This is a genomic window from Pandoraea pneumonica (assembly GCF_049918595.1).
In the GTDB taxonomy this organism is placed as follows: Bacteria; Pseudomonadota; Gammaproteobacteria; order Burkholderiales; family Burkholderiaceae; genus Pandoraea; species Pandoraea pneumonica_A.
The window spans coordinates 798,868-818,118 of record NZ_JBNCRZ010000002.1 but is presented as its reverse complement, the minus strand read 5'-3'; the positions used below and the strand labels follow the sequence as shown (position 1 = coordinate 818,118).

Sequence of the window (19,251 nt, the reverse complement as noted above, 5' to 3'; positions counted from 1 at the left end):
TCTCACCATGACGAATCAACACAACGCCCCCATGAATTCCCTGTTCGTCACCCCCGGCACGCTCACGCTGGCCCAGTTGCGCGCGGTCTATGAACAACCGACGCAGATCAAGCTCGACGAGACGGCCTATGCCGACATCAATCAAAGCGTCGCCTGCGTCGAAGCGATCGTCGCCGAAGGCCGCACGGCATACGGCATCAACACCGGTTTCGGACTGCTGGCTTCAACGCGTATCGCTCACGACGATCTGGAAAACCTGCAACGCTCGCTGGTGCTCTCGCACGCTGCCGGTGTGGGCCAACCGATCGACGACGCACTGGTGCGCCTGATCATGGTGCTCAAGATCAACAGCCTGGCGCGCGGCCTGTCGGGCATTCGCCGCAAGGTGATCGACGCGCTGGTGACGCTGGTCAACGCGGAGGTTTATCCGCGCATCCCGCTGAAGGGATCGGTCGGCGCGTCGGGCGATCTGGCACCGCTCGCGCACATGTCGCTGTTGCTGCTGGGTGAAGGTCACGCCCGCTATCGCGGTCAGTGGCTCGACGCTCGCGAAGCGCTTGCCGTGGCCGGGCTCGAACCGCTCACGCTCGCCGCCAAGGAAGGGCTGGCACTGCTCAACGGCACGCAAGTCTCGACGGCTTACGCCCTGCGCGGCCTGTTCGAAGCCGAAGACCTGTACGCCGCCGCCAGCGTGTGCGGCGCACTGACCGTCGAAGCCATGCTCGGCTCGCGCGCACCGTTCGACCCACGCATTCACGCCGCTCGTGGCCAGCGCGGTCAGATCGATGCCGCCGCAACGTACCGTCACCTGCTCGGCGAGACCAGCGAAGTCGGCCAATCGCACGCCAACTGCGAGAAGGTGCAAGACCCGTACTCGCTGCGCTGCCAACCGCAAGTCATGGGCGCTTGCCTGACGCAGATTCGTCAGGCCGCCGAGGTGCTGGGCGTCGAAGCCAACGCGGTGTCGGACAACCCGCTCGTGTTCTGGGAACAGGGCGACGTCATCTCCGGCGGCAACTTCCACGCCGAACCGGTGGCGATGGCAGCCGACAATCTGGCCTTGGCATTGGCCGAGATTGGCGCGCTGAGCGAACGCCGCATTTCGCTGATGATGGACAAACATATGTCACAATTGCCCGCTTTTCTCGTCGCCAACGGCGGCGTGAACTCCGGCTTCATGATCGCGCAGGTCACGGCAGCCGCCCTCGCCTCCGACAACAAGGCCTTGGCACATCCGGCCAGCGTTGATAGTCTCCCGACCTCGGCAAATCAGGAAGATCACGTCTCGATGGCCCCCAACGCCGGTAAGCGGCTTTGGGAGATGGCCGATAACGTCAAAGGCATCGTCGCGATCGAATGGCTCAGCGCCTGTCAGGGCCTGGACTTCCGCGAAGGCGTGAAGAGCACCCCGGTGTTGGAACGCGCCCGTGCCCTGTTGCGCAGCGCCGTCCCGTTCTACGATAAGGACCGCTATTTCGCGCCGGACATCGAAGGGGCCAGCGCCTTGATCGCGCAGCGCCAACTGAGCGCCCTCGTGCCGTCTGGCACCCTGCCGAGCGTTTGATTCGCGTTTGATTCGTGCCGTGCCGGTGCGAAACGAACGCTGATTCGCGCACCGGCAACCCGGCTGATCGTGATACTGCCTGCCCGCTCGGGCAGGCCGTTTCATGACGCAATTTGCGCGTTGGCTCATGCATCGAGTGATGCATCGAGTTACGCATATTCCGCATTCAGGAGACAGCTTGAAAAACCTGCAACGCAATCTGAGCGCGCGGCACATCCGCTTTCTGGCGCTCGGCTCGGCCATTGGCACCGGTCTCTTCTACGGCTCGGCGTCGGCCATTCAACTGGCCGGTCCGGCCGTCATCCTCGCCTACATCATCGGTGGCGCCGCCGTCTATATGGTCATGCGCGCGCTCGGCGAAATGGTAGTGCGCCAGCCGGTGTCGGGCTCGTTCGGCCGTTACGCCCGCGACAACCTCGGCCCGCTCGCCGGTTTTCTGACTGGCTGGACGTACATCCTCGAGATGGTCATCGTCTGTCTCGCCGACGTGACCGCCTTCGGTATCTACATGGGGTTCTGGTTTCCCGACGTGCCGCAGTGGATCTGGGTGCTGGGCATCGTGATGCTCATTGCCGGTCTGAATCTGTGCAACGTGAAGGTGTACGGCGAGATGGAGTTCTGGCTGGCACTCGTGAAGATCGTCGCCATCGTGGCAATGATTGTCGGCGGCGGCGTGATCCTCTTCACGGGCGTGCAGTTGCATAGCGAACATGCCCCGGCGGTGAGCAACCTCTGGTCGCATGGCGGGTTCCTGCCCAATGGCTGGGGTGGCTTGATGGCATCGCTCGCGGTGGTGATGTTCGCTTACGGCGGCATCGAAATCATCGGCATTACCGGCGGCGAAGCGAAGAACCCGGAGAAAGTGATTCCGCGTGCGATCAACGCCGTGCCGCTGCGCATCTTGTTGTTCTACGTGCTGACGATGTGCGTGCTGATGGCCATCTTCCCGTGGACCGGCATCGGCAGCCAAGGCAGCCCGTTCGTGCAGATTTTCTCGGGTCTGGGCATCAAGTCGGCCGCGGCGATCCTCAACGTCATCGTGATTTCGGCAGCGATCTCGGCCATTAACAGCAACATCTTCGGCGCGGGCCGGATGATGTTCGGCATGGCGGAACACGGACAGGCACCGGCAGCCTTCTCCGCGACGTCGCGTCATGGCGTGCCTTGGGTGACGGTGCTGGTGATGACAGCCGCCCTGCTCGGCGGCGTGGTCCTCAACTATCTGATTCCCGAAGGCGTGTTCCTGATCATTGCATCGATCGCCACCTTCGCCACGGTCTGGGTGTGGCTGATGATTCTGCTCTCGCAGGTCGCCATGCGCCGCCGCTTGTCGGCTGACGAAGTCGCAGCGCTCAAGTTCAAAGTGCCGTTGTGGCCGGTCGGCCCGGCGCTCGCCATCGCGTTCATGCTGTTCGTGATCGGCGTGCTGGGTTACATGGAAGACACGCGCGTTGCCCTGTATGTCGGCGCAGGCTGGATCGCGCTGATGTCGGCGGCCTACTGTTTCGGCGTCAAACCCAAGGCGTTGCGCGAAATGCGCGACGACGCAAGCCAAACGAGCCTCTCATGAAACGTATCCACTGGAAGCACTGCCATGTCGCCACCCTGCGCGACGGCCGCTACCACGCGATCGAAGACGCCGAAATCGTCACGCTCGGCAAGCACATCGAATGGGTCGGGCCGCGCAGCGAACGGCCTGCCATCGCAGTCGACGAATGCGTCGATTTGCAGGGCGCGTGGGTCACGCCCGGACTGATCGACTGTCACACGCATCTGGTCTTCGGCGGCAACCGCAGTCTTGAGTTCGAGCAACGTCTGCAAGGCGTGAGCTACGCCGAAATCTCGGCGGCAGGTGGCGGCATCAAATACACCGTACGGCACACGCGCGATGCCACCGAAGATGCCCTCTTCGAGTCGGCCCGCAAGCGGCTTCTCACGTTGATGCGCGACGGCGTGACCACTGTCGAGATCAAATCCGGCTACGGACTCGATCTGAACAGCGAGCGCAAGATGCTGCGCGTGGCGCGGCGGCTTGGTGAAGCGCTGCCGGTGACGGTCAAGACGACGTGTCTGGCCGCGCATGCTGTGCCCTCGGAGTTCGCGGGCAAGGCCGACGAATATGTGAACTACGTCTGCTCGGAGATTCTGCCCACGCTCGCCGACGAGCGACTGGTCGATGCGGTCGATGCGTTCTGCGAGACGATTGCCTTCTCGCCCGCGCAAGTCATGCGGGTGCTGCTGCGTGCGCAGAAGTTGAAGCTGCCGGTGAAGCTGCACGCCGAGCAACTGTCGCCGCTGGGTGGCGCAAGCCTGGCCGCAGAGCTGGGCGCGCTGTCGGCGGACCATCTGGAATATATGACGGCAGAAGACGCGGCGGCGATGGGCCGGGCTGGCACGGTCGCCGTGTTGTTGCCGGGTGCGTTCCACATGCTGCAAGAGTCGCGCCGCCCGCCGGTGGATCTGCTGCGCCGCTATGGGGTCGACATTGCCGTGGCGTCCGACTTGAACCCTGGCACGTCGCCTGCGCTATCGTTGCGGTTGATGATGAACATGGCATGCACCTTGTTCGGCCTGACGCCCGAAGAAGCACTGGCCGGTGTGACGCGCAATGCCGCCAAGGCCCTCGGCATGCTCGATACCCACGGCACGATCGAAGCAGGCAAGATCGCCGATTTCGTCGCATGGGAAATCGAACGGCCTGCTGAACTGGCGTACTGGCTCGGTGGCGAATTGCCTTGCCGCACCATTCGCCATGGGCAATGGCGCGACGCGTCAGACGCTGCATAACCTCGTTACTTCATCCCCTCCCCATGCCCAATTCAGCGACCGCCCTTCACGCGCAGATGGCGATACCGACCGTCTGGCAAGGCCGTACCGATGCGAACGAGCGCGGCGACACACGCAGGCTTTTTAACGTCGTGCAGGTACTCGACGGTCCGGCGCACCCGGCGGCTTCTGGCGCGCCGGTGTTGCTCGGCTTCGCATGCGACGCCGGTGTCAAACGAAATCAGGGACGCGTGGGCGCGGCCGAAGGGCCGCAGGCCATTCGCCGTGCGCTCGCGAACTTGCCCGCTCACGATATCGCCCCGCTCTACGACGCTGGCGACGTCGTCTGCGAAGGCGATGCGCTTGAAGCCGCGCAAACGGCGCTCGCCACGGCGGTGCGACTTCAGTTGGATGCTGGCGCATGCCCCGTGATACTCGGCGGCGGTCACGAGATTGCATGGGGGACGTGGCAAGGCCTGCGTGCGCATCTCGACGCCAAAGGCGACCGCGAGCGTGTGCTGATTCTCAACCTGGACGCCCACTTCGATCTGAGGACGGCTCGCCCCGGCACATCGGGGACACCGTTCGATCAGATCGCGCAAGCGAACGAGCAAGCGGGGTTGCCCTTCGATTACGCGTGCCTCGGTGTCAGCCGGTTGAGCAACACGGCATCGCTTTTCGAGCGCGCCCGCGAATTGGGTGTGACGTACGTCGAAGACACTGAAATGCAGGACAGGCATCTCGACGCCCGTCTCGCAGAGATCGATGCCTTGATCGCGGACGTGGCGCACGTTTATCTCACCATCGATCTGGATGTGCTACCCGCGCCGGTCATGCCGGGCGTGTCGGCACCCGCGGCTTACGGGGTGCCCATTACGGTGATCGAGGCCATCGCCACGCACGTGCGCCGCTCCGGCAAACTGCGCGTGGCCGACCTTGCGGAATACAACCCGCACTTCGACGTGCAGGGTTTGGGCGCGCGAGTGGCCGCCCGGCTCGCTTACCGTTTGCTTTGAAGAAATCTTGCTGGGGCTGCCGTCGATCGCCATCGGCGCGCCCCGCAAAACCTGGTCGCGCCAACACCCCGCCTCACGCGTTAATCGTCTCGGACGGCGATTCATCGAACGCTTTGCGATAGCTCTTCACCAAGGCCGAGCGGCTGGTCACCCCCCAGCGATTGGCGGTGCCGAGCACCGACCCGCTCACGCGAGCGTCGTCCATCAACTCGTTTCGAATACCTTCCAGCCGGAGTTTGCGGATCAACGCGCCCGGCGACATGCCCAGCGAGCGCTTAAACACCATTTGCAACGCGCGTTCGGTCACGTTGACTTGTGCGGCGACCTCGCGCGTGGTCAGTTCACTGCGCGCAAGGTGCTCGATGATGTAGCGATAGGCTTTGCGGTACTTGGCAGGCAGGCGCGTGGCGATATCGTCGCTGCGTGCCATTTGTGCGGCGTCCGTCTGCGGATCGAGACTTCGTGTGGGCACGATTTGCGAGCGCAGGCAGAACAACGCCTGCAAGGAATAGCGCGTGTACAGCGTTAAGCCCTGCTGCATCTGTCCGCGCTGAAATGCCAGCTTCGCGCTGACATACAGCCATTCGAGATCGGAATGCCGCGCGGCGTGGTGCACGTCGCGTGCGGCAATGTCATCGAACAGCCGCGCCGCGAGGTCGCCTTGTCCGCCAGCAAACGCGGCGAGGACGGCGTTAAGCCGCAAATGCATCAACACCTGCGGGCTGGCGCAGGATCGCAACGCGTCGAACAAATCGGTCAGCGCACCCGCGTTGGCGCGTGCGCCCTTCGACAATTCCACCAGATGCCGCATATACGCCCGATATCGGCGCACTAACAGCCCATCGGCCACCGGGGTCTCGTCCGCCGGTGAGGCGCGATTGGCGAACACATCGAGACCGTCGGTCGCCTCCGAGGGCCCCGGCATGCCTTGCGCAGATTCCGCGCCCAACCACGCGGATTGCCAGAACACGTGATCGGACAACGCCGACGAGCGACGAATTTGGGTATGGAGAGCAATGTCCGACAGCAATAACGCGACGATGCTATGCCAGACCGGCAACACGTCTGCCGCTGAGCGGTCGATCTGTAAGAGCACTTGCATGGCCGCGTGCGGGCGCCCCAGCCGATGATCGACGATGGCCAATCCCACCCGTGCCTCAATCGCCTGTGCGGCATCGCTTGCGCGGTCGCGAACAATGTTGACGAAGCAGTTGCGCGCCACCGCCAGCCGCTCGCGCAATAAGGCCTGCCAACCCGCATTGCGGGCGGACATTAACCGCAGCGCGTCGCCGCCTGAGCGGCAACTGCGTTGCGCGCGCGAATAACTCTGCTCGGCCTCCTCTTCCAGTTCACGCAATAGCTGAACGTCGGCCAACGCGCAGAGGTTGGCGCCGTGCGTGTCTTGCCAATGCTTTTCGTTTTGGTCGGCGGGACCGCAAGCCAGCGTGTAGGCACGCGGCCAGTCGCCCGCGAGTAGCGCCTCGGCACAGCGTGGCAGGGTGTGATGGGTACGCGCACTGACGATCAATGCGAAGTAGATCCGTGCGTTCATGAAGTTCGCGAGGCGAGAGGAAGTCGGCGTGAGTCCGGTCGAATTATTCCTACGAGCGTGAATCGGAAAAAAATAGATTGCTTCAACCCCAGCCGTCGTCAGATTCATCGGCTCCGCCAAGCCAGCACTGGCTTGACGCTCCCATTGCACGGGACTGCCGCGCTGTCGGTGTTTCGCCACACATCTCTCGACAATCGAGAGAAATTCGCATGCTTGCTCCCTCTCCCGCATCGGTCTACGCCCCCCCGTCTTGATCCGCAGTTTCCCCTACGCCGTTTCTCACGCCCTAATACAAAGTATTAGTTTTGCTTAATTTGTTTTCGTTTTAAGCACCTCAATCCCTACAATCCACACAAATTCTTATATCGATGCATCGCTGCGCACCGGAAAACGCCTTTTCGCGCCACCGGCACGCACCGCCCGACCGGAGACAGTCCGATGAAAAAGCGTGCAGACCTCGACGTCAGATCGCTGCGAATTTTTGAGGCCGTCGCGTCGGCGGGCAGCCTCTCGGGCGCCGCCAACACGCTGGGTGTCACGCAGTCGGCCATCTCGCAAGCGATCGCGCAAATCGAGCAAACCGTCGGCACGCGGGTACTCGACCGTTCGCGCCGTCCGCTCAAGCTCACGCCCGCTGGGTTGGCACTCTCGCGTCACGCCCGGCAGATCGTCGACGACATGGACCGTCTGATTGCACAGGTGCAAGACGCCGATGTTGCGAGCCGCGCCGCCGTGCGCGTCGGGATGATCGACTCGTTTGCCGCCACCGTCGGCCCGTCGATCGTTCGGCAGATGTCGGGCAGCACGAGCGAACTGCTGCTTTGGTCGGGGCTTGCCAATGGACACGCGCAAGCGTTGCTCGCGCGTCAATTGGATCTGATTGTCACCAGCGACCCCATGCACGACATGGAACGGCTGGTACGCCGCCCGATTTTCACCGAGCCGTTCATCGTCGTGGTGCCCAAGGCCCGCGAAGCCGAACTCGCGCATGCCGATCTGACCGACCTGATTCGCACGATGCCGCTCATCCGATTTTCAGGGCGCTCGCACTTCGGCGCCGTCATCGAACGACATCTGCGCCGCACGGGCCATTCGCCGCGCATGCATCTGGAAATCGACACCTCCGACGTCGTCATGTCGATGGTTGCCGCCGATCTGGGTTTCACCATCGCCACGCCGCTCTGCTTGTTGCAAGGCCGCGCATCGCTGTCGCAAGTGGCTGCCCTGCCGCTACCCGGCCCGGCGCTGTCACGCACGATTTATCAGGTCTCTCGCGAGGGCGAAGTCTCGGAGATGGCTTCGCAATGCTTTCTCGCGGGGCGTCTCGCCTTGGCACAGGAGGCCTTCCCGGAGTTGCAGCGCCTCATGCCGTGGCTGGGAGAGCGACTTGCTTTGTGCTGAATCGCGCTTCTCGCTACCCAGCACCCGACACCGACCACAACAAAACACATATCCAACAGGAGACACGCATGAACCCGTCACGACGCAAATTCCTTCACACCAGCGCCGCCATGTCGGCCGTGGCTGCCACCGCCGGTCTGACCGTGCCCGGCATTGGCCGTGCTGCCGACGCAGCCACCGTGCAGTACGGCGGCTCGGCATGGCTGGGGCACTACCCGGCGTATCTCGCGATGAAGTCGGGCGCGTTTGCCGCGGCGGGCATCGACCAGCAATGGCAATCGTTCGGCACGTCGTCCGCGCGCATGAGCGCCGTGCTCTCGGGCGGCATCGACATTGCTTGCACCGGCATCGTCTCGGCACTGGCGTTGATGGCGCGTGGTTCGAAGCACTTCTCGATCGTTGCCGTGCCGGAGAGCTTCGGACGCGTCGAAGGGCTGTTCGTGCGTGAGGGGGTGAATTCGCTGCAAGACCTCAAGGGCAAGAAGTTGGGGGTGACGTTCGCCTCGAGCGCCCATCTGCTGGTACTCGACTTGCTGGGCAGCGCCGGTTTGTCGAACGACGTGACGGTGCTCAACGTCCCCGCCCCGGAGATTCCCGGCGCCATCCAGTCGGGTCAGATCGACGCCGCTGCCGCATGGACACCGCAGTTCAATCGCATTCGCGCCATGTCGGGCATGAAGCTGTTGGCCGACGACACGCAGTTCTCGCTCTACAAGCGTTACAACGTCACGCCGGGGCCTGACGTGCTGATCGTGCGCAATGCATGGGCCGAAAAGAACGGCGATGTGGTGCGCAAGTACCTCAAGGTTTATTTCGACGCTTGCCAGACGTTGCGCGACAAGCCTGACGAAGCCGCCCGTTCGCTGATCGGGCTGACGGGCATGTCGGCGCTCGATCAGATCGAGACGATCAAGGGTGCGGAGTGGTACAGCCTTGCGCAGCAAACGCAGTTGCTCAAATCGCCGGGCAGCTATGTCGACGGCCTTCAGCGTCTGGCCGAAATGCTCGTGACGTACAAGCAGATAGATAAGGCCCCGGCCGTGCGCCAGTGGATCAACACGTCGTATCTGTAAGCCCTGCGGCATTGCCGTCGCGCCGGTGTCCGTGGTTGCACAAGGTTGTGCATGGGACCGGCGCAAGATCGAGGAGTCTGATTGTGAATCATCGTCAACCGTCTCGCGCCACGTTGCTCGGCGTGGGGTTTGCGTCCATCGTCGTCTTCCTGCTTGCGTGGGAAGTCGCCTGCCGCACCGGGGCTATCGACCCCCTGTTCCTGCCGCCCCCGTCTGCTGTGGGTGAACGCATTCTGGCCATGCTCAGCGACGGCACGCTCGTCTCGAACGTGCTGGCTTCCACCCGCCGCGTGATGACTGGCTTCATTGCGGCCACCCTGGTCGCGATTCCGCTGGGCATCATCTTGGGCACGTCGACCTACGCCCGCGCTGCGTTCGACCCCATCCTGTCGTTCCTGCGCCCGCTGCCGTCGATGAGCTGGATTCCGCTCTCGCTGCTGTGGTTCGGCATTTCGGAGACGCAGAAGTACAGCATCGTGTTCATGGGCACGTTTGCCCCGGCGCTCGTCTATGTGATCGAAGCCACGCGCAATGTCGATCCGCTGCTCGTTCGCGCTGCCAAGAATCTGGGCGCGAGCAACTGGCAAGTCATGCGTGAAGTGATTCTGCCCGCCAGCCTGCCGCAAATCCTCTCGGGCATGAAGATCATTCTCGGCCTGTCGTGGACGTGCGTGATCTCCGCCGAGCTGGTGGCCGCGCGCGAAGGTCTGGGCTTTCTCATCATGAATGGCAAGGAGTTCTTTCAGACGGAAGTCGTCGTGCTCGGCATGGTGATGATCAGCGTCACCGTGCTGGTGACGGACGTGGTGTTTCGCGCCATCGAGCGCAAAGTGTTGAGGTGGCAGGCATGAACGATCGCATTGATTCGCAAGTTTCCGCAACCCACGCGTCGCCTTCCTCCGGCAACGGTGAAACGATGATCGCCATCGAGGGCATCTCGAAGCGCTATGGCGATTTTCAGGCGCTGGAGCGTGTCGACATGAACATCGCACGCGGCGAGTTCGTGGTGCTGCTGGGGGCGTCGGGCTGCGGCAAGTCGACCCTGTTGAACCTGATCACCGGTTTCGACGAACCGACGACTGGGCGCATTGTGGTTGCCGGCCGCGAGGTCAAGGGCATCGATCCCCACTGCGGCATGGTTTTCCAACAATACGCCCTGTTCCCGTGGCTCAGCGTGCTCGATAACGTAGCGTTCGGGTTGAAGATGAAGGGCGTCGATAAAGCCACCCGTTACGCGACGGCACGCCGTTATATCGAAATGGTCGGCTTGACGGGCTTCGAAGATCGCTACCCCAAGGCGCTCTCTGGCGGGATGCGTCAGCGCGTGTCGATTGCCCGCGTGCTCGCCAACGACCCCGACGTGATTCTGCTCGACGAGCCGTTCGCGGCCCTCGACGCGATGACGCGGCAGGTGTTGCAGGAAGAGCTCTTGCAGATTTATCAGAAGAGCGGCAAGACCATCGTGTTCATCACGCACTCGATCGACGAGGCGCTAATGCTCTCGACGCGCATGGTCATCATGAGCGCGCGCCCCGGGCGCGTGGCGTGCGATCTGCCGAACGACCTGCCGATGCCACGCAACGCGCAAGTACAGCTCTCGCCCCGTTACAACGAACTCAAATCGCAAATCTGGAACACCGTGCAAACGGAGGTCATGCGCAGTCTGGAGAGCCGCGCCGCGTAAGCCGCGCGCGTTCCGCACCGGCTTATCCGGTCTGCCGCGAGAATTCCTATGCATGTCAGCACACGTATCGTCATGTCCAATCAAGTTAACGCCTCTCGCGCTGCTCGCAGCCGTTTTCCCGCCTATCAGGCCGGAGCAGGATGGAACGCCCTGCTCCCCGCCCGCGTGCCGCGCACCCAACCACCCATTGCACGGAGTTTCGACGTCATCGTCATCGGTGCCGGTTTCACCGGTTTAGCGGCGGCACGACGCGTGGCCGAATTGCGCCCCGAAGCCAGCGTGCTGGTGATCGATGCCACCACAGCGGGCAACGGTTCCTCCGGGCGCAACTCGGGGTTTCTCATCAACCTGCCGCATAACACCGGCATGGGCGGTCACGGCAGCCCCGTCGAAGTGGCGCGTAAGCAGATTCGCCTCTACGACATTGGGCTGAAGTGGTTGCACGAGCTAGTGACCACGCACGGCATCGATTGCGGCTGGAACCCTGTGGGCAAGTACCACGCGGCGGCCACCCCCGATGGCGAACAGCGCTTGCGCGACACGCTGGCGCAATACCGCGAATGGGGCGTGTCGTTTCGCGAACTGTCGCGCGATGCGTTGCAAAGCGAGATCGGCACGGACTATTACGGCTACGGGTATCACTCGGATAACAACGTCTTCGTGCAACCCGCCGCGTTGGTGCGTGGGCTGGCGGACAGTCTGCCGCCGAATGTGCGTCTTTGGGAAAACGAAGCCGTTGTATCGCTGGATGGCAATGGGCCGTTCAAGGTGACGACGGCCACCGCCGAGTTGAGCGCGGCACAGGTGATCGTGGCGAATAACGGCTTCGCCCGGAAACTGGGCCTCGCGCGCGACCGCGTCTTCACCATCTATACGTATGCGGCGATGACACCGGCCCTCGCTACGGAAGAACTCGCCAAACTCGGCCCGGCGCAGGAATGGGGTGTAATTCCGGCGAACCGTTTAGGTACGACGTTACGCAAGACGCTCGGCGGCCGATTTGTCGTGCGCAGCGCCTATTCGTATGAGAAAGAGCGTCCGATGGCCGATGTCACGGCGATGCTCACCGATGCCTATCGTCGGCGCTATCCGCAGATGGCCTCGCACAAGTTCGAGCACGTGTGGGGCGGCGTCACTGCGCTCACCCGCAATGGTGCGTTGTACTTCGGTGAGGTGCGCAAGGGGTTGTACACGTCGCTCGGTTGCAATGGCGCGGGCGTACTCAAAGGCAGTATGTTCGGCAAGTTGCTCGGCGAAATGGCCTGCGGACATCAGTCGCCGGAGCTTGCCGACGCGCTGGGCTTCGAGCGCCCTTCCTGGCTGCCGCCCGAGCCGATCCGGCGCGTGGCGATCGTATCGGCGATTCAGTATCAGAAGCACCGTGCGGGGTTGGAACGGTAATCGGGCATAGGCGTTCGGCGGTTGTCAGAACAGGACAACCCTGACGAAAAATGCAAGCTCCCAAAATCAATCGAAATGGCGATATTTGATTTCGCCACCCCCATGGGTCACCGTAGTCTTCAATGACTAGATCTCTTTAAAGCTCACCACGGCCGATGAGATCTAGCGTCTTCCGTCATGTTGTTAATGGCGGATCATTGTGGTTACTTTATGATGTGACTTATGAACATGATCTTCTCGCTGGACACCCTTCGCTCGACCCTGACTCAAAAAGTAGTGCTTGCTAAACTTCTGGAAAACCAAGTTGTAGCCTGGTGCAAACCGTCGGCCTAATCACACAGCGAACAAAGGCTGCCAAACATGGCAGCCTTTTCCTAGGTCGTGGAATATTCATGATTTCCAAAAACAATGTTCGCGATTTCGCACCGCAATCGCTTATCGCTCATCTCTGTAGAAAGCTGGCGGATCTCCCCGAGATTGAACGGGATATCCGTATTGACGAATGCCTGAAATTTCTATTTCTCGCCTCCGTTCGATCAAAAACATCCCAAGACACCTATGCCGTCGTCAGTCAATCAATTGACGACGTATGGCATGAATGCATCCTTCAAACGCGAGAGTACGCGTTGCTATGCGAGCGCCTTCCGGCGCAATGCTTTGTTCATCACAGCTCGTCAGCGGAAGGGTACCGGGGCCACGTATTGACCCGCGGCGCGCACGCTGCGGCGGACGAGCATGTGTGGTGGCTCGAAAACTACTATGCACACTTTGGTGATCTGACGGCGGCGGCGGCGAAACACTGGAGCGGAGTGACGTTCTTGATGGATACATTTGACCTGTCGATTGACGACATCAACCGTATAGCCAGCGGTGAAGTTGTTCAGAAATCAGTGACAGCGAGTTTCCAAAGAGCGTGATCGAGACGCCGATTAGCATCACGAACGCCCCGGCCAGCTTCACCGCCGATACCTGACGCGTGACCACACCCACCAGCCCGAAGTGATCGATAGCGAGCGACGATAGCAGCTGCCCGGCAATCACGAGCGCCAGCATGTTCGCCAGCCCGATGCGCGGTGCGAGCAATACCGTGCAGAAGATCGCGCCCGCACCCAACAAGCCACCGGCAAAGCGCCACACCGGTTGCGACGGCACACTCGCGATGGCCGCCGCCAAGCCGCCCTTCCCGATAGCAATCGCGGCCAGTGCGGCCGTGCCGATGGCAAACGAGACAAGTCCCGCCGCCACCACGTTGCCACCCAACCCGCCCGCCAACTGACTGTTGACGGCAGCCTGCACCGAAATCGCAGAACCAGCGGCAAACGCCAGCGCAAACAGAATGAAGTTCATGGTCATGGACTCGTTCGGCTGATGCTCACGCTTGCGCCAATTGCGGGGGCGCATCGGCAAAGATGTCTGGCGTATAGCCGACGCGTGCGAACAAATGCATGCGCGAGGCTTCCGTCGCCTGTTTGAGTGCCTGCGTGTCGAGACCGAGCAACTTCCCGCCAGACTTCCGAATCCGCCCGCCGACGATGACCGTGTCGACGTTGCTGCGCTCTGCCGCGTGAACAATAGTGCCGATGGCGTTGTTCGACGGGTAGAGATTGATGTCGTCAGCACGAATTAAGACGATATCGGCTTGCTTGCCGGGGGTGAGCGAGCCGGTGACGTTAGACAGACCGGCGACGCGTGCGCCGTCAATCGTGGCCGACGCGAGAATGCTGCGCACCGGCACGGGCGCCGGGGCCGACGCGTCGCCGTGGTACCGGCGATGCTGCGCGAAGCCGCGTTGCATGACGTACGCCGCGCGCATTTCAGCGAACATGTCGCCGCCGTAAGACGCCTCGACATCGATGCTAATGGCAGGCGCGATGCCGTGATCGACGGCGCGCTGGAAGACCGTCAACCCCTCCTCCAAGCCGTACTGTGCATCGGAGCGCGGGCAAACGTTCACGCTCACGCCGGTGTCTCTCAGAATCTCCCACTGCGCGTCGGTCAGGCCCGTGCAGTGATTGAAGATGTTGTCCGGCCCGAGCAGGCCGTCGGCTTTCAGTTCAGGCAACAGTTTGCCCATGTCCGCACCGAGAAACTCCGTGACGATGCGCAAGCCCAGGCGGCGCGCTTCGGCCCACGTCTCGCGATCCCATTGCGACATCATCGCCATCGTCACCAGTGCATCGTCGTTTTCCTCGAAGCGCTCTTGCTTGAGCCGCGCCAGATCCTGCGGCCAGTGCTGCGCCCATTCACCCGCCAGCGGTTTGCCGGGCGCATAGACCGCACGAAGTCCTGCGTCTTGAAGCGCGTCGATGGACGCATCGGAGTGCGCCGGGCTGCGCGCGTTGTGCGAGTTGTCGACCAGCGTAGTAATGCCCGCGTCGAGCGCGCCCAGCGCTGTCAGCAAGTTGCCGACGTACATGTCTTCCGGGCGGTAGTGCGTCGCCACGGAAAAGTGAGTCGAGCGTAGATAGTCGAGCAGCGTCGGGGAGTTTGGATCGAGACGGCGCAGTTGGCCTTCCCACGCGTGGCGATGGGAATCGACGAAACCGGGCATCGCGATCATGTTCGACGCGTCGATGACTTCGGCACCGGCCACCACGTCAGCGCTGAGCTCGGGCGCAATGGCGGCAATACGGCTGCCTTCGATCAACAGATCGCCGCGCGCGAGATCGCCCACGGCGGGGTCCATGCTGACGATGACCGCGCCCTTGATAAGCAGGCGTTGGTGGCTCGCCACCGGCGCTAGCGGCGCCACGATGTTACGCAGGGTGTCCCATGACGTCGAAGGGTATGAATTGGCTGGCATTGTGCTTCCTGATCGAATAATCGGCGAGAAGGCGATTTCATCGTCAGGCGCCGCCGCCATCGTTGTGTGGCGGCGCACTGCCGGTCATGAAACGCTGTCTTGCCTTTAAGGGCGGGCATTCCCGACTCTCGGTCGGTGCTCGCATTGGCGACAGGGTTCACTGTAAAGACCGGTGTGTGCGGCAACAATCACCTATACTCCACATACTTTGTGAAGCTGGGAATACATAATGCGAGGCAGCGAATTTGCAGATATCCGGGCGTTCGTGACGGTTGCCGAGCAAGGTGCGTTCGCGCGTGCGGCGAATGCACTCGCCGTCTCGCCCTCGGCACTGAGTCAGACGATTCGGTCATTGGAGGAACGGCTGGGTGTGCGCCTCTTCAATCGCACCACCCGCAGCATCAGCCTGACCGAAGCGGGCAACGCGCTCTTCGCCCGCATGCAACCGTTGCTCGTGGAGTTCAGTGCTGCGCTCGACGAGGTGAATCACTATCGCGACCGGCCAGCGGGCACGCTGAAGGTGTGTGCCCCGCAAATGGCGATCATCCATTTGCTCCGGCCGATGCTTGGCGTATTTCAGGAGAAATACCCCGACGTGGTGCTGGATCTCACGAGCGATGAAAGTCTCGGGGATATCGTCGCGCGTGGGTTTGATGCCGGGATTCGGCTGGGCAGACACGTCGATCAGGACATGGTCGCCGTGCGCGTCGGCCCGGACCTGCGTCAGATCGCCGTCGCCTCGCCCGAGTACCTGAGCAAGTACGGCCGACCGGAGACACCGCACGACCTGCATCGCCACAAGTGCATCAACTGGCGTCGCGCGGGACAGACGGGCGTGTATAGCTGGGAATTTGCGAAGGATGGGCAGTGGTTCGACATCAACGTCACCGGCACGCTGATCGTGAACGACTGCGCTGTGGCGTTGCAAGCCGCGCTCGACGGGCTGGGTGTGACCGTCTGGACGGAAGACTGGATGAAACCGCACTTGCAATCGGGACGACTGGTGCCGCTGCTCGAAGCGTGGTCGCCGCTCACCCCGGGCTTTTATCTCTATCACCCCAGTCGCGTGCGCATGCCCGCCGCACTGCGCGCATTCATCGACGTCGCGAAAAGTGTGTCGATGGAAATGGCGCAGGCGAACCGGGTGCCCGCTGCTGGCGCTTAAGCCGCGTCAGTCGGCGAGCGGCTACAGCGACATCAGGAATCGCAGCAGGTCTGCACGGGCCTGCGACGACATTGCACGATAACGCTCACGGGCGACGTACCCTTCGCCGCCGTGCCAAAGTATCGCTTCCTGCACCGTGCGGGCGCGGCCATCGTGAAGATACGTTGCGTCGGGATTCACCAGTGCCGCCAACCCCAGCCCCCACAACGGCGGCGTGCGCCAATCGCGCGGTCCGGCGAGAAAGTCTGGGCGCCCATCCGCGAGCCCTTGCCCCATGTCATGCAACAAGAGGTCGGTGTACGGTGCGATATCGCGATTGGCCATCGCTGCCAGCGGCGGGAACGCCCCGGTGCGCAGGCTCGGCGTGTGACAGGCCGCGCAGCCGGTTTGTGAGAACAACCGCTCGCCCCGTTTAACTTGTGCGTCATCGACATCCCGACGCGGCGGCACTTCCAGCGTGCGTTGGAAAAACTCGATGGCGTCGAGTTGAGCGCTCGTCAGATCCGGTTGCCCGTCGGTTGGCGCCTTGCGGCATGCCGTCTGCACTGCCGGGCAAGTCTTCTGCGGAAACAACGGCGACGTGATGCCGAGATCGCCGACGAAGGCACTTGCAATCTGCTGGCGTATCGACGGCTGGTTGGCCTTCCAGCCGAAGCGCCCGACAACCTGCCGTTTCGTCGCCACATCCCATACTCGATTGACACGCCCACGCACACCGTCCGGCAAACGACGGGCGGCCAACGCGTGGAGCGTGGCATCGTCGATAGCCTCCAGCCAGCCGAGCCCATAAACCGGGGAGCCGACGCGTGCCGACGTCATCGTGCCGTGGCTCAGCGGACCAAATGCCAGATCGCTGAACACCAGTTGCGGCACGCGCAGGTGAACCGTTTCGCCGCCCACCAATCGCTCGACACGCTCGGTGTAATGCACGCGAACTTGCCCTTCTGCGGGCACCCCAGGAATGGCCTTGTCGCCGAGTTGGTCGCCGTAGTTCGGATGCTCTCGTGGCGCACCCGTCGGCGTGTTGCCCGGCACGCTTAGCCGCACGAGCAGGCCGCGTGGCGCTTCGTCCGGTCCGAGCGGTGCGTTGCCGCGGCCGAACTTCACGTGACAGGCGATGCACGAAATCTGGTTGTACACCGGGCCGAGGCCAGCGATGCGCCGGTCAGCAGACGGATACACCACCCAACTCTGCCGAAACAGCGAGCGCCCCTCAGCAAACTGCGCGAGCGATGCATCGTCGTCGGCCACGAAAGTCATCGGCATGCCGAAGGCGTCACGCGTTACAGGCGGCGTCATCGTCTGCGACATGGCCGCGGGTGATAGCAAACTGACCGCTACACCCACCGCCGCTGCCAGACTCACTCGCCATCGCGGTGCGCTTGCCGGCTTCACTTGCCCGAACATACCGCCCCATCGGCCAGCCATTCACGCACTTGTGCCGTGCGGGCATTCAATGTCTGCGACCACGAGCCCTCAAGCGCCGTTGCCTGCGCCTGCGCTTGCGGGTCTTGGCGTCGACGGTCGAACGTCGCACGCAATGTCGGATCGGCAGCGGTGCTGGCGTCGATTGGCGCTTGCGTCAGCAGGACTCTCGCCCTCTCAAGACAGGTGGCGTCAGCATTCACAGTCGGGCGTGGGGTCCCGTTGCCTTCCGTTCCGGCCAGTTGGTGCCATCGCGTCCATAGTTCCGTGAGCTCTGCTTTGCGGCGCGTGATGAATACGTCGAACAACGCGTTGTCGAGCGAGTAGCGTGCGAGTCCCAGCGTCTCTTCATACGTCACGCCAGCGGTTGCAGCATTTGCTGCGAACGGGTCGTAGGTACCCCTCGGCGCATCACGATACACACTCGGGCGTACCGGCAGCTTACGCACGTCCGGCGCAAACAGCAGCTTCTGTCCAGCATCGGACAGCACAAACGTGACGAACGTGCGGGCCGCTGCCAGATGGGGTGTATCACGCAAGATGCCGATATGGGCGGGGGAATATCCGGTGTTGGGCGGGTACACGAACGTCAGCGGCGCGCCGTTTGCTATCGCAGAACTCGCGAAGAAATCGATGGTGACGGCAATCGAGATCGGTGCGCGCATGCCGTGCGACAAGCTGGCAAATGCACCACCGGTCTCGGCGAACACAAAGTTCGCACCGGCTTCCGAGAGTGACGCCCAGCCTTTGTCCCAGCCGTCGGCTTGCAGCACCACGTCGAGCAATGTTGGCGAGAACCCCACGCGGCTCGGCACCGGGAACATGATGTGTCCGCGATATCGAGGTTGCGTGAGGTCCTGCCACGTCTTAGGCGCGGGCAGTCCCTGACGCGCCAGCGCCGCCGGATCGAGCATGAAGCCGAACCCTGCGATTTCCGATGCGACGAAACGACCGTCCGGATCCGAGATGCGGAACTTGCCGACGTGCGACGGCAAGCCCGTCAAGTCGACGTCGAGCTTGCGCAGCGACCCTTCTTGCCCGAGATCGGCGAAGTTGCGCACGGCCGGGGACCAATAGACATCCACCCCGCCCTGCTTCGGGCCTTGCAGGTAGTCGTAGGCATCGCGATGCTGGCGCCACAGAATTTGCAGGGCGATTTCTGGATGCTGTTTCTCGAACGCACGCTCGAAAGTCGCGACCACTTCTTCCGGATAGCTCGTGAGTACCGTCAACGTCTCGCGTTGCGTCGCACTCGCCGGTTTCGCGACGGCGGCCGTTGCCGGCGCGTCTGCCGCGATGGCGGGCGCCACCCCGCTCGATAGCACTGCCAGTGCCACCCATACCGCCGAGGTGAGCGCCCGAATCGTCTTGCCTGCTACTGCCTGCATGCCCTGCTCCTTC

The 19,251-nt window shown here is 62.7% G+C and carries 16 protein-coding genes; 11 read left to right on the top strand and 5 right to left on the bottom strand.

Going from position 1 to position 19,251, the window contains the following annotated elements; all coding sequences use genetic code 11:
• The first annotated feature begins 7 nt into the window (after positions 1–7).
• The 4 genes from hutH (at position 8) to hutG (ending at position 5,346) form a co-directional block, all read left to right on the top strand.
• Positions 8–1,564 carry a histidine ammonia-lyase gene (hutH, locus tag ACPWR9_RS10200; protein ID WP_426297064.1) on the top strand — a complete coding sequence of 519 codons (1,557 nt, stop codon included), beginning with the start codon at positions 8–10 and terminating at the stop codon, positions 1,562–1,564.
• 178 nt (positions 1,565–1,742) lie between these two features.
• Positions 1,743–3,134: an amino acid permease gene (locus ACPWR9_RS10195; RefSeq protein WP_426297065.1), complete on the top strand. Its 1,392-nt coding sequence runs from the start codon at positions 1,743–1,745 to the stop codon at positions 3,132–3,134.
• A complete protein-coding gene (hutI, locus tag ACPWR9_RS10190; RefSeq protein WP_426297066.1) occupies positions 3,131–4,351 on the top strand; it encodes an imidazolonepropionase in 1,221 nt (406 codons plus the stop codon). The genes ACPWR9_RS10195 and hutI overlap by 4 nt, the downstream gene beginning before the upstream one ends.
• Positions 4,352–4,374: 23 nt before the next feature.
• Complete coding sequence (gene hutG, locus ACPWR9_RS10185; protein WP_426297067.1) at positions 4,375–5,346, top strand: formimidoylglutamase; 972 nt, start codon at positions 4,375–4,377, stop codon at positions 5,344–5,346.
• Between the two features lie 73 nt (positions 5,347–5,419).
• Here the strand turns inward: hutG and ACPWR9_RS10180 are convergent, their stop codons facing one another.
• A complete protein-coding gene (locus ACPWR9_RS10180; RefSeq protein ID WP_426297068.1) occupies positions 5,420–6,898 on the bottom strand; it encodes a helix-turn-helix transcriptional regulator in 1,479 nt (492 codons plus the stop codon).
• A gap of 438 nt (positions 6,899–7,336) precedes the next feature.
• Here ACPWR9_RS10180 and ACPWR9_RS10175 point away from each other — a divergent pair, with 438 nt between their 5' ends.
• From ACPWR9_RS10175 to ACPWR9_RS10150, 6 genes are all read left to right on the top strand, one after another.
• Complete coding sequence (locus ACPWR9_RS10175) at positions 7,337–8,299, top strand: LysR family transcriptional regulator (protein ID WP_426297069.1); 963 nt, start codon at positions 7,337–7,339, stop codon at positions 8,297–8,299.
• A 68-nt stretch (positions 8,300–8,367) separates the two neighbouring features.
• Positions 8,368–9,372, top strand: a complete 1,005-nt coding sequence (locus ACPWR9_RS10170; protein WP_426297070.1) for an ABC transporter substrate-binding protein — start codon at positions 8,368–8,370, stop codon at positions 9,370–9,372.
• An 83-nt stretch (positions 9,373–9,455) separates the two neighbouring features.
• Complete coding sequence (locus tag ACPWR9_RS10165; protein WP_426297071.1) at positions 9,456–10,223, top strand: ABC transporter permease; 768 nt, start codon at positions 9,456–9,458, stop codon at positions 10,221–10,223.
• A gap of 65 nt (positions 10,224–10,288) precedes the next feature.
• A complete protein-coding gene (locus ACPWR9_RS10160; protein ID WP_426297975.1) occupies positions 10,289–11,056 on the top strand; it encodes an ABC transporter ATP-binding protein in 768 nt (255 codons plus the stop codon).
• Positions 11,057–11,128: 72 nt separating this feature from the next.
• Complete coding sequence (locus ACPWR9_RS10155; protein WP_426297072.1) at positions 11,129–12,457, top strand: NAD(P)/FAD-dependent oxidoreductase; 1,329 nt, start codon at positions 11,129–11,131, stop codon at positions 12,455–12,457.
• 392 nt (positions 12,458–12,849) lie between these two features.
• Complete coding sequence (locus tag ACPWR9_RS10150) at positions 12,850–13,374, top strand: hypothetical protein (RefSeq protein ID WP_426297073.1); 525 nt, start codon at positions 12,850–12,852, stop codon at positions 13,372–13,374.
• Here the strand turns inward: ACPWR9_RS10150 and ACPWR9_RS10145 are convergent.
• The gene (locus tag ACPWR9_RS10145) at positions 13,310–13,804 is read right to left on the bottom strand and encodes a DMT family transporter (RefSeq protein WP_426297074.1); all 495 of its coding nucleotides are present in this window, start codon (positions 13,802–13,804) and stop codon (positions 13,310–13,312) included. The two genes, ACPWR9_RS10150 and ACPWR9_RS10145, sit on opposite strands and share 65 nt — an antisense overlap.
• 25 nt (positions 13,805–13,829) lie before the next feature.
• Entirely contained in the window at positions 13,830–15,260 is a 1,431-nt protein-coding gene (locus tag ACPWR9_RS10140) for an amidohydrolase family protein (protein WP_426297075.1), read from the bottom strand.
• Between the two features lie 229 nt (positions 15,261–15,489).
• On the opposite strand from ACPWR9_RS10140, the gene ACPWR9_RS10135 reads away from it, so the two are divergent.
• Positions 15,490–16,425, top strand: coding sequence for a LysR substrate-binding domain-containing protein (locus ACPWR9_RS10135; protein WP_426297076.1), 936 nt, complete (start codon positions 15,490–15,492; stop codon positions 16,423–16,425).
• A 21-nt stretch (positions 16,426–16,446) separates the two neighbouring features.
• On the opposite strand, the gene ACPWR9_RS10130 is transcribed toward ACPWR9_RS10135, so the two are convergent.
• Together ACPWR9_RS10130 and ACPWR9_RS10125 are read right to left on the bottom strand one after the other, a co-directional pair.
• A complete protein-coding gene (locus ACPWR9_RS10130; protein ID WP_426297077.1) occupies positions 16,447–17,853 on the bottom strand; it encodes a di-heme oxidoredictase family protein in 1,407 nt (468 codons plus the stop codon).
• Entirely contained in the window at positions 17,817–19,238 is a 1,422-nt protein-coding gene (locus tag ACPWR9_RS10125; protein WP_426297078.1) for an ABC transporter substrate-binding protein, read from the bottom strand. Before ACPWR9_RS10125 ends, ACPWR9_RS10130 begins: the two co-directional genes overlap by 37 nt.
• Positions 19,239–19,251: the final 13 nt, after the last annotated feature.

Coding starts and splice junctions, on each gene's coding strand:
- hutH (WP_426297064.1), top strand. CDS start 8: ATGACGAATCAACACAACGCCCCCATGAATTCCCTGTTCGTCACCCCC.
- hutI (WP_426297066.1), top strand. CDS start 3,131: ATGAAACGTATCCACTGGAAGCACTGCCATGTCGCCACCCTGCGCGAC.
- hutG (WP_426297067.1), top strand. CDS start 4,375: ATGCCCAATTCAGCGACCGCCCTTCACGCGCAGATGGCGATACCGACC.
- ACPWR9_RS10180 (WP_426297068.1), bottom strand. CDS start 6,898: ATGAACGCACGGATCTACTTCGCATTGATCGTCAGTGCGCGTACCCAT.
- ACPWR9_RS10175 (WP_426297069.1), top strand. CDS start 7,337: ATGAAAAAGCGTGCAGACCTCGACGTCAGATCGCTGCGAATTTTTGAG.
- ACPWR9_RS10170 (WP_426297070.1), top strand. CDS start 8,368: ATGAACCCGTCACGACGCAAATTCCTTCACACCAGCGCCGCCATGTCG.
- ACPWR9_RS10160 (WP_426297975.1), top strand. CDS start 10,289: ATGATCGCCATCGAGGGCATCTCGAAGCGCTATGGCGATTTTCAGGCG.
- ACPWR9_RS10155 (WP_426297072.1), top strand. CDS start 11,129: ATGTCCAATCAAGTTAACGCCTCTCGCGCTGCTCGCAGCCGTTTTCCC.
- ACPWR9_RS10150 (WP_426297073.1), top strand. CDS start 12,850: ATGATTTCCAAAAACAATGTTCGCGATTTCGCACCGCAATCGCTTATC.
- ACPWR9_RS10145 (WP_426297074.1), bottom strand. CDS start 13,804: ATGAACTTCATTCTGTTTGCGCTGGCGTTTGCCGCTGGTTCTGCGATT.
- ACPWR9_RS10140 (WP_426297075.1), bottom strand. CDS start 15,260: ATGCCAGCCAATTCATACCCTTCGACGTCATGGGACACCCTGCGTAAC.
- ACPWR9_RS10135 (WP_426297076.1), top strand. CDS start 15,490: ATGCGAGGCAGCGAATTTGCAGATATCCGGGCGTTCGTGACGGTTGCC.
- ACPWR9_RS10130 (WP_426297077.1), bottom strand. CDS start 17,853: ATGGCTGGCCGATGGGGCGGTATGTTCGGGCAAGTGAAGCCGGCAAGC.
- ACPWR9_RS10125 (WP_426297078.1), bottom strand. CDS start 19,238: ATGCAGGCAGTAGCAGGCAAGACGATTCGGGCGCTCACCTCGGCGGTA.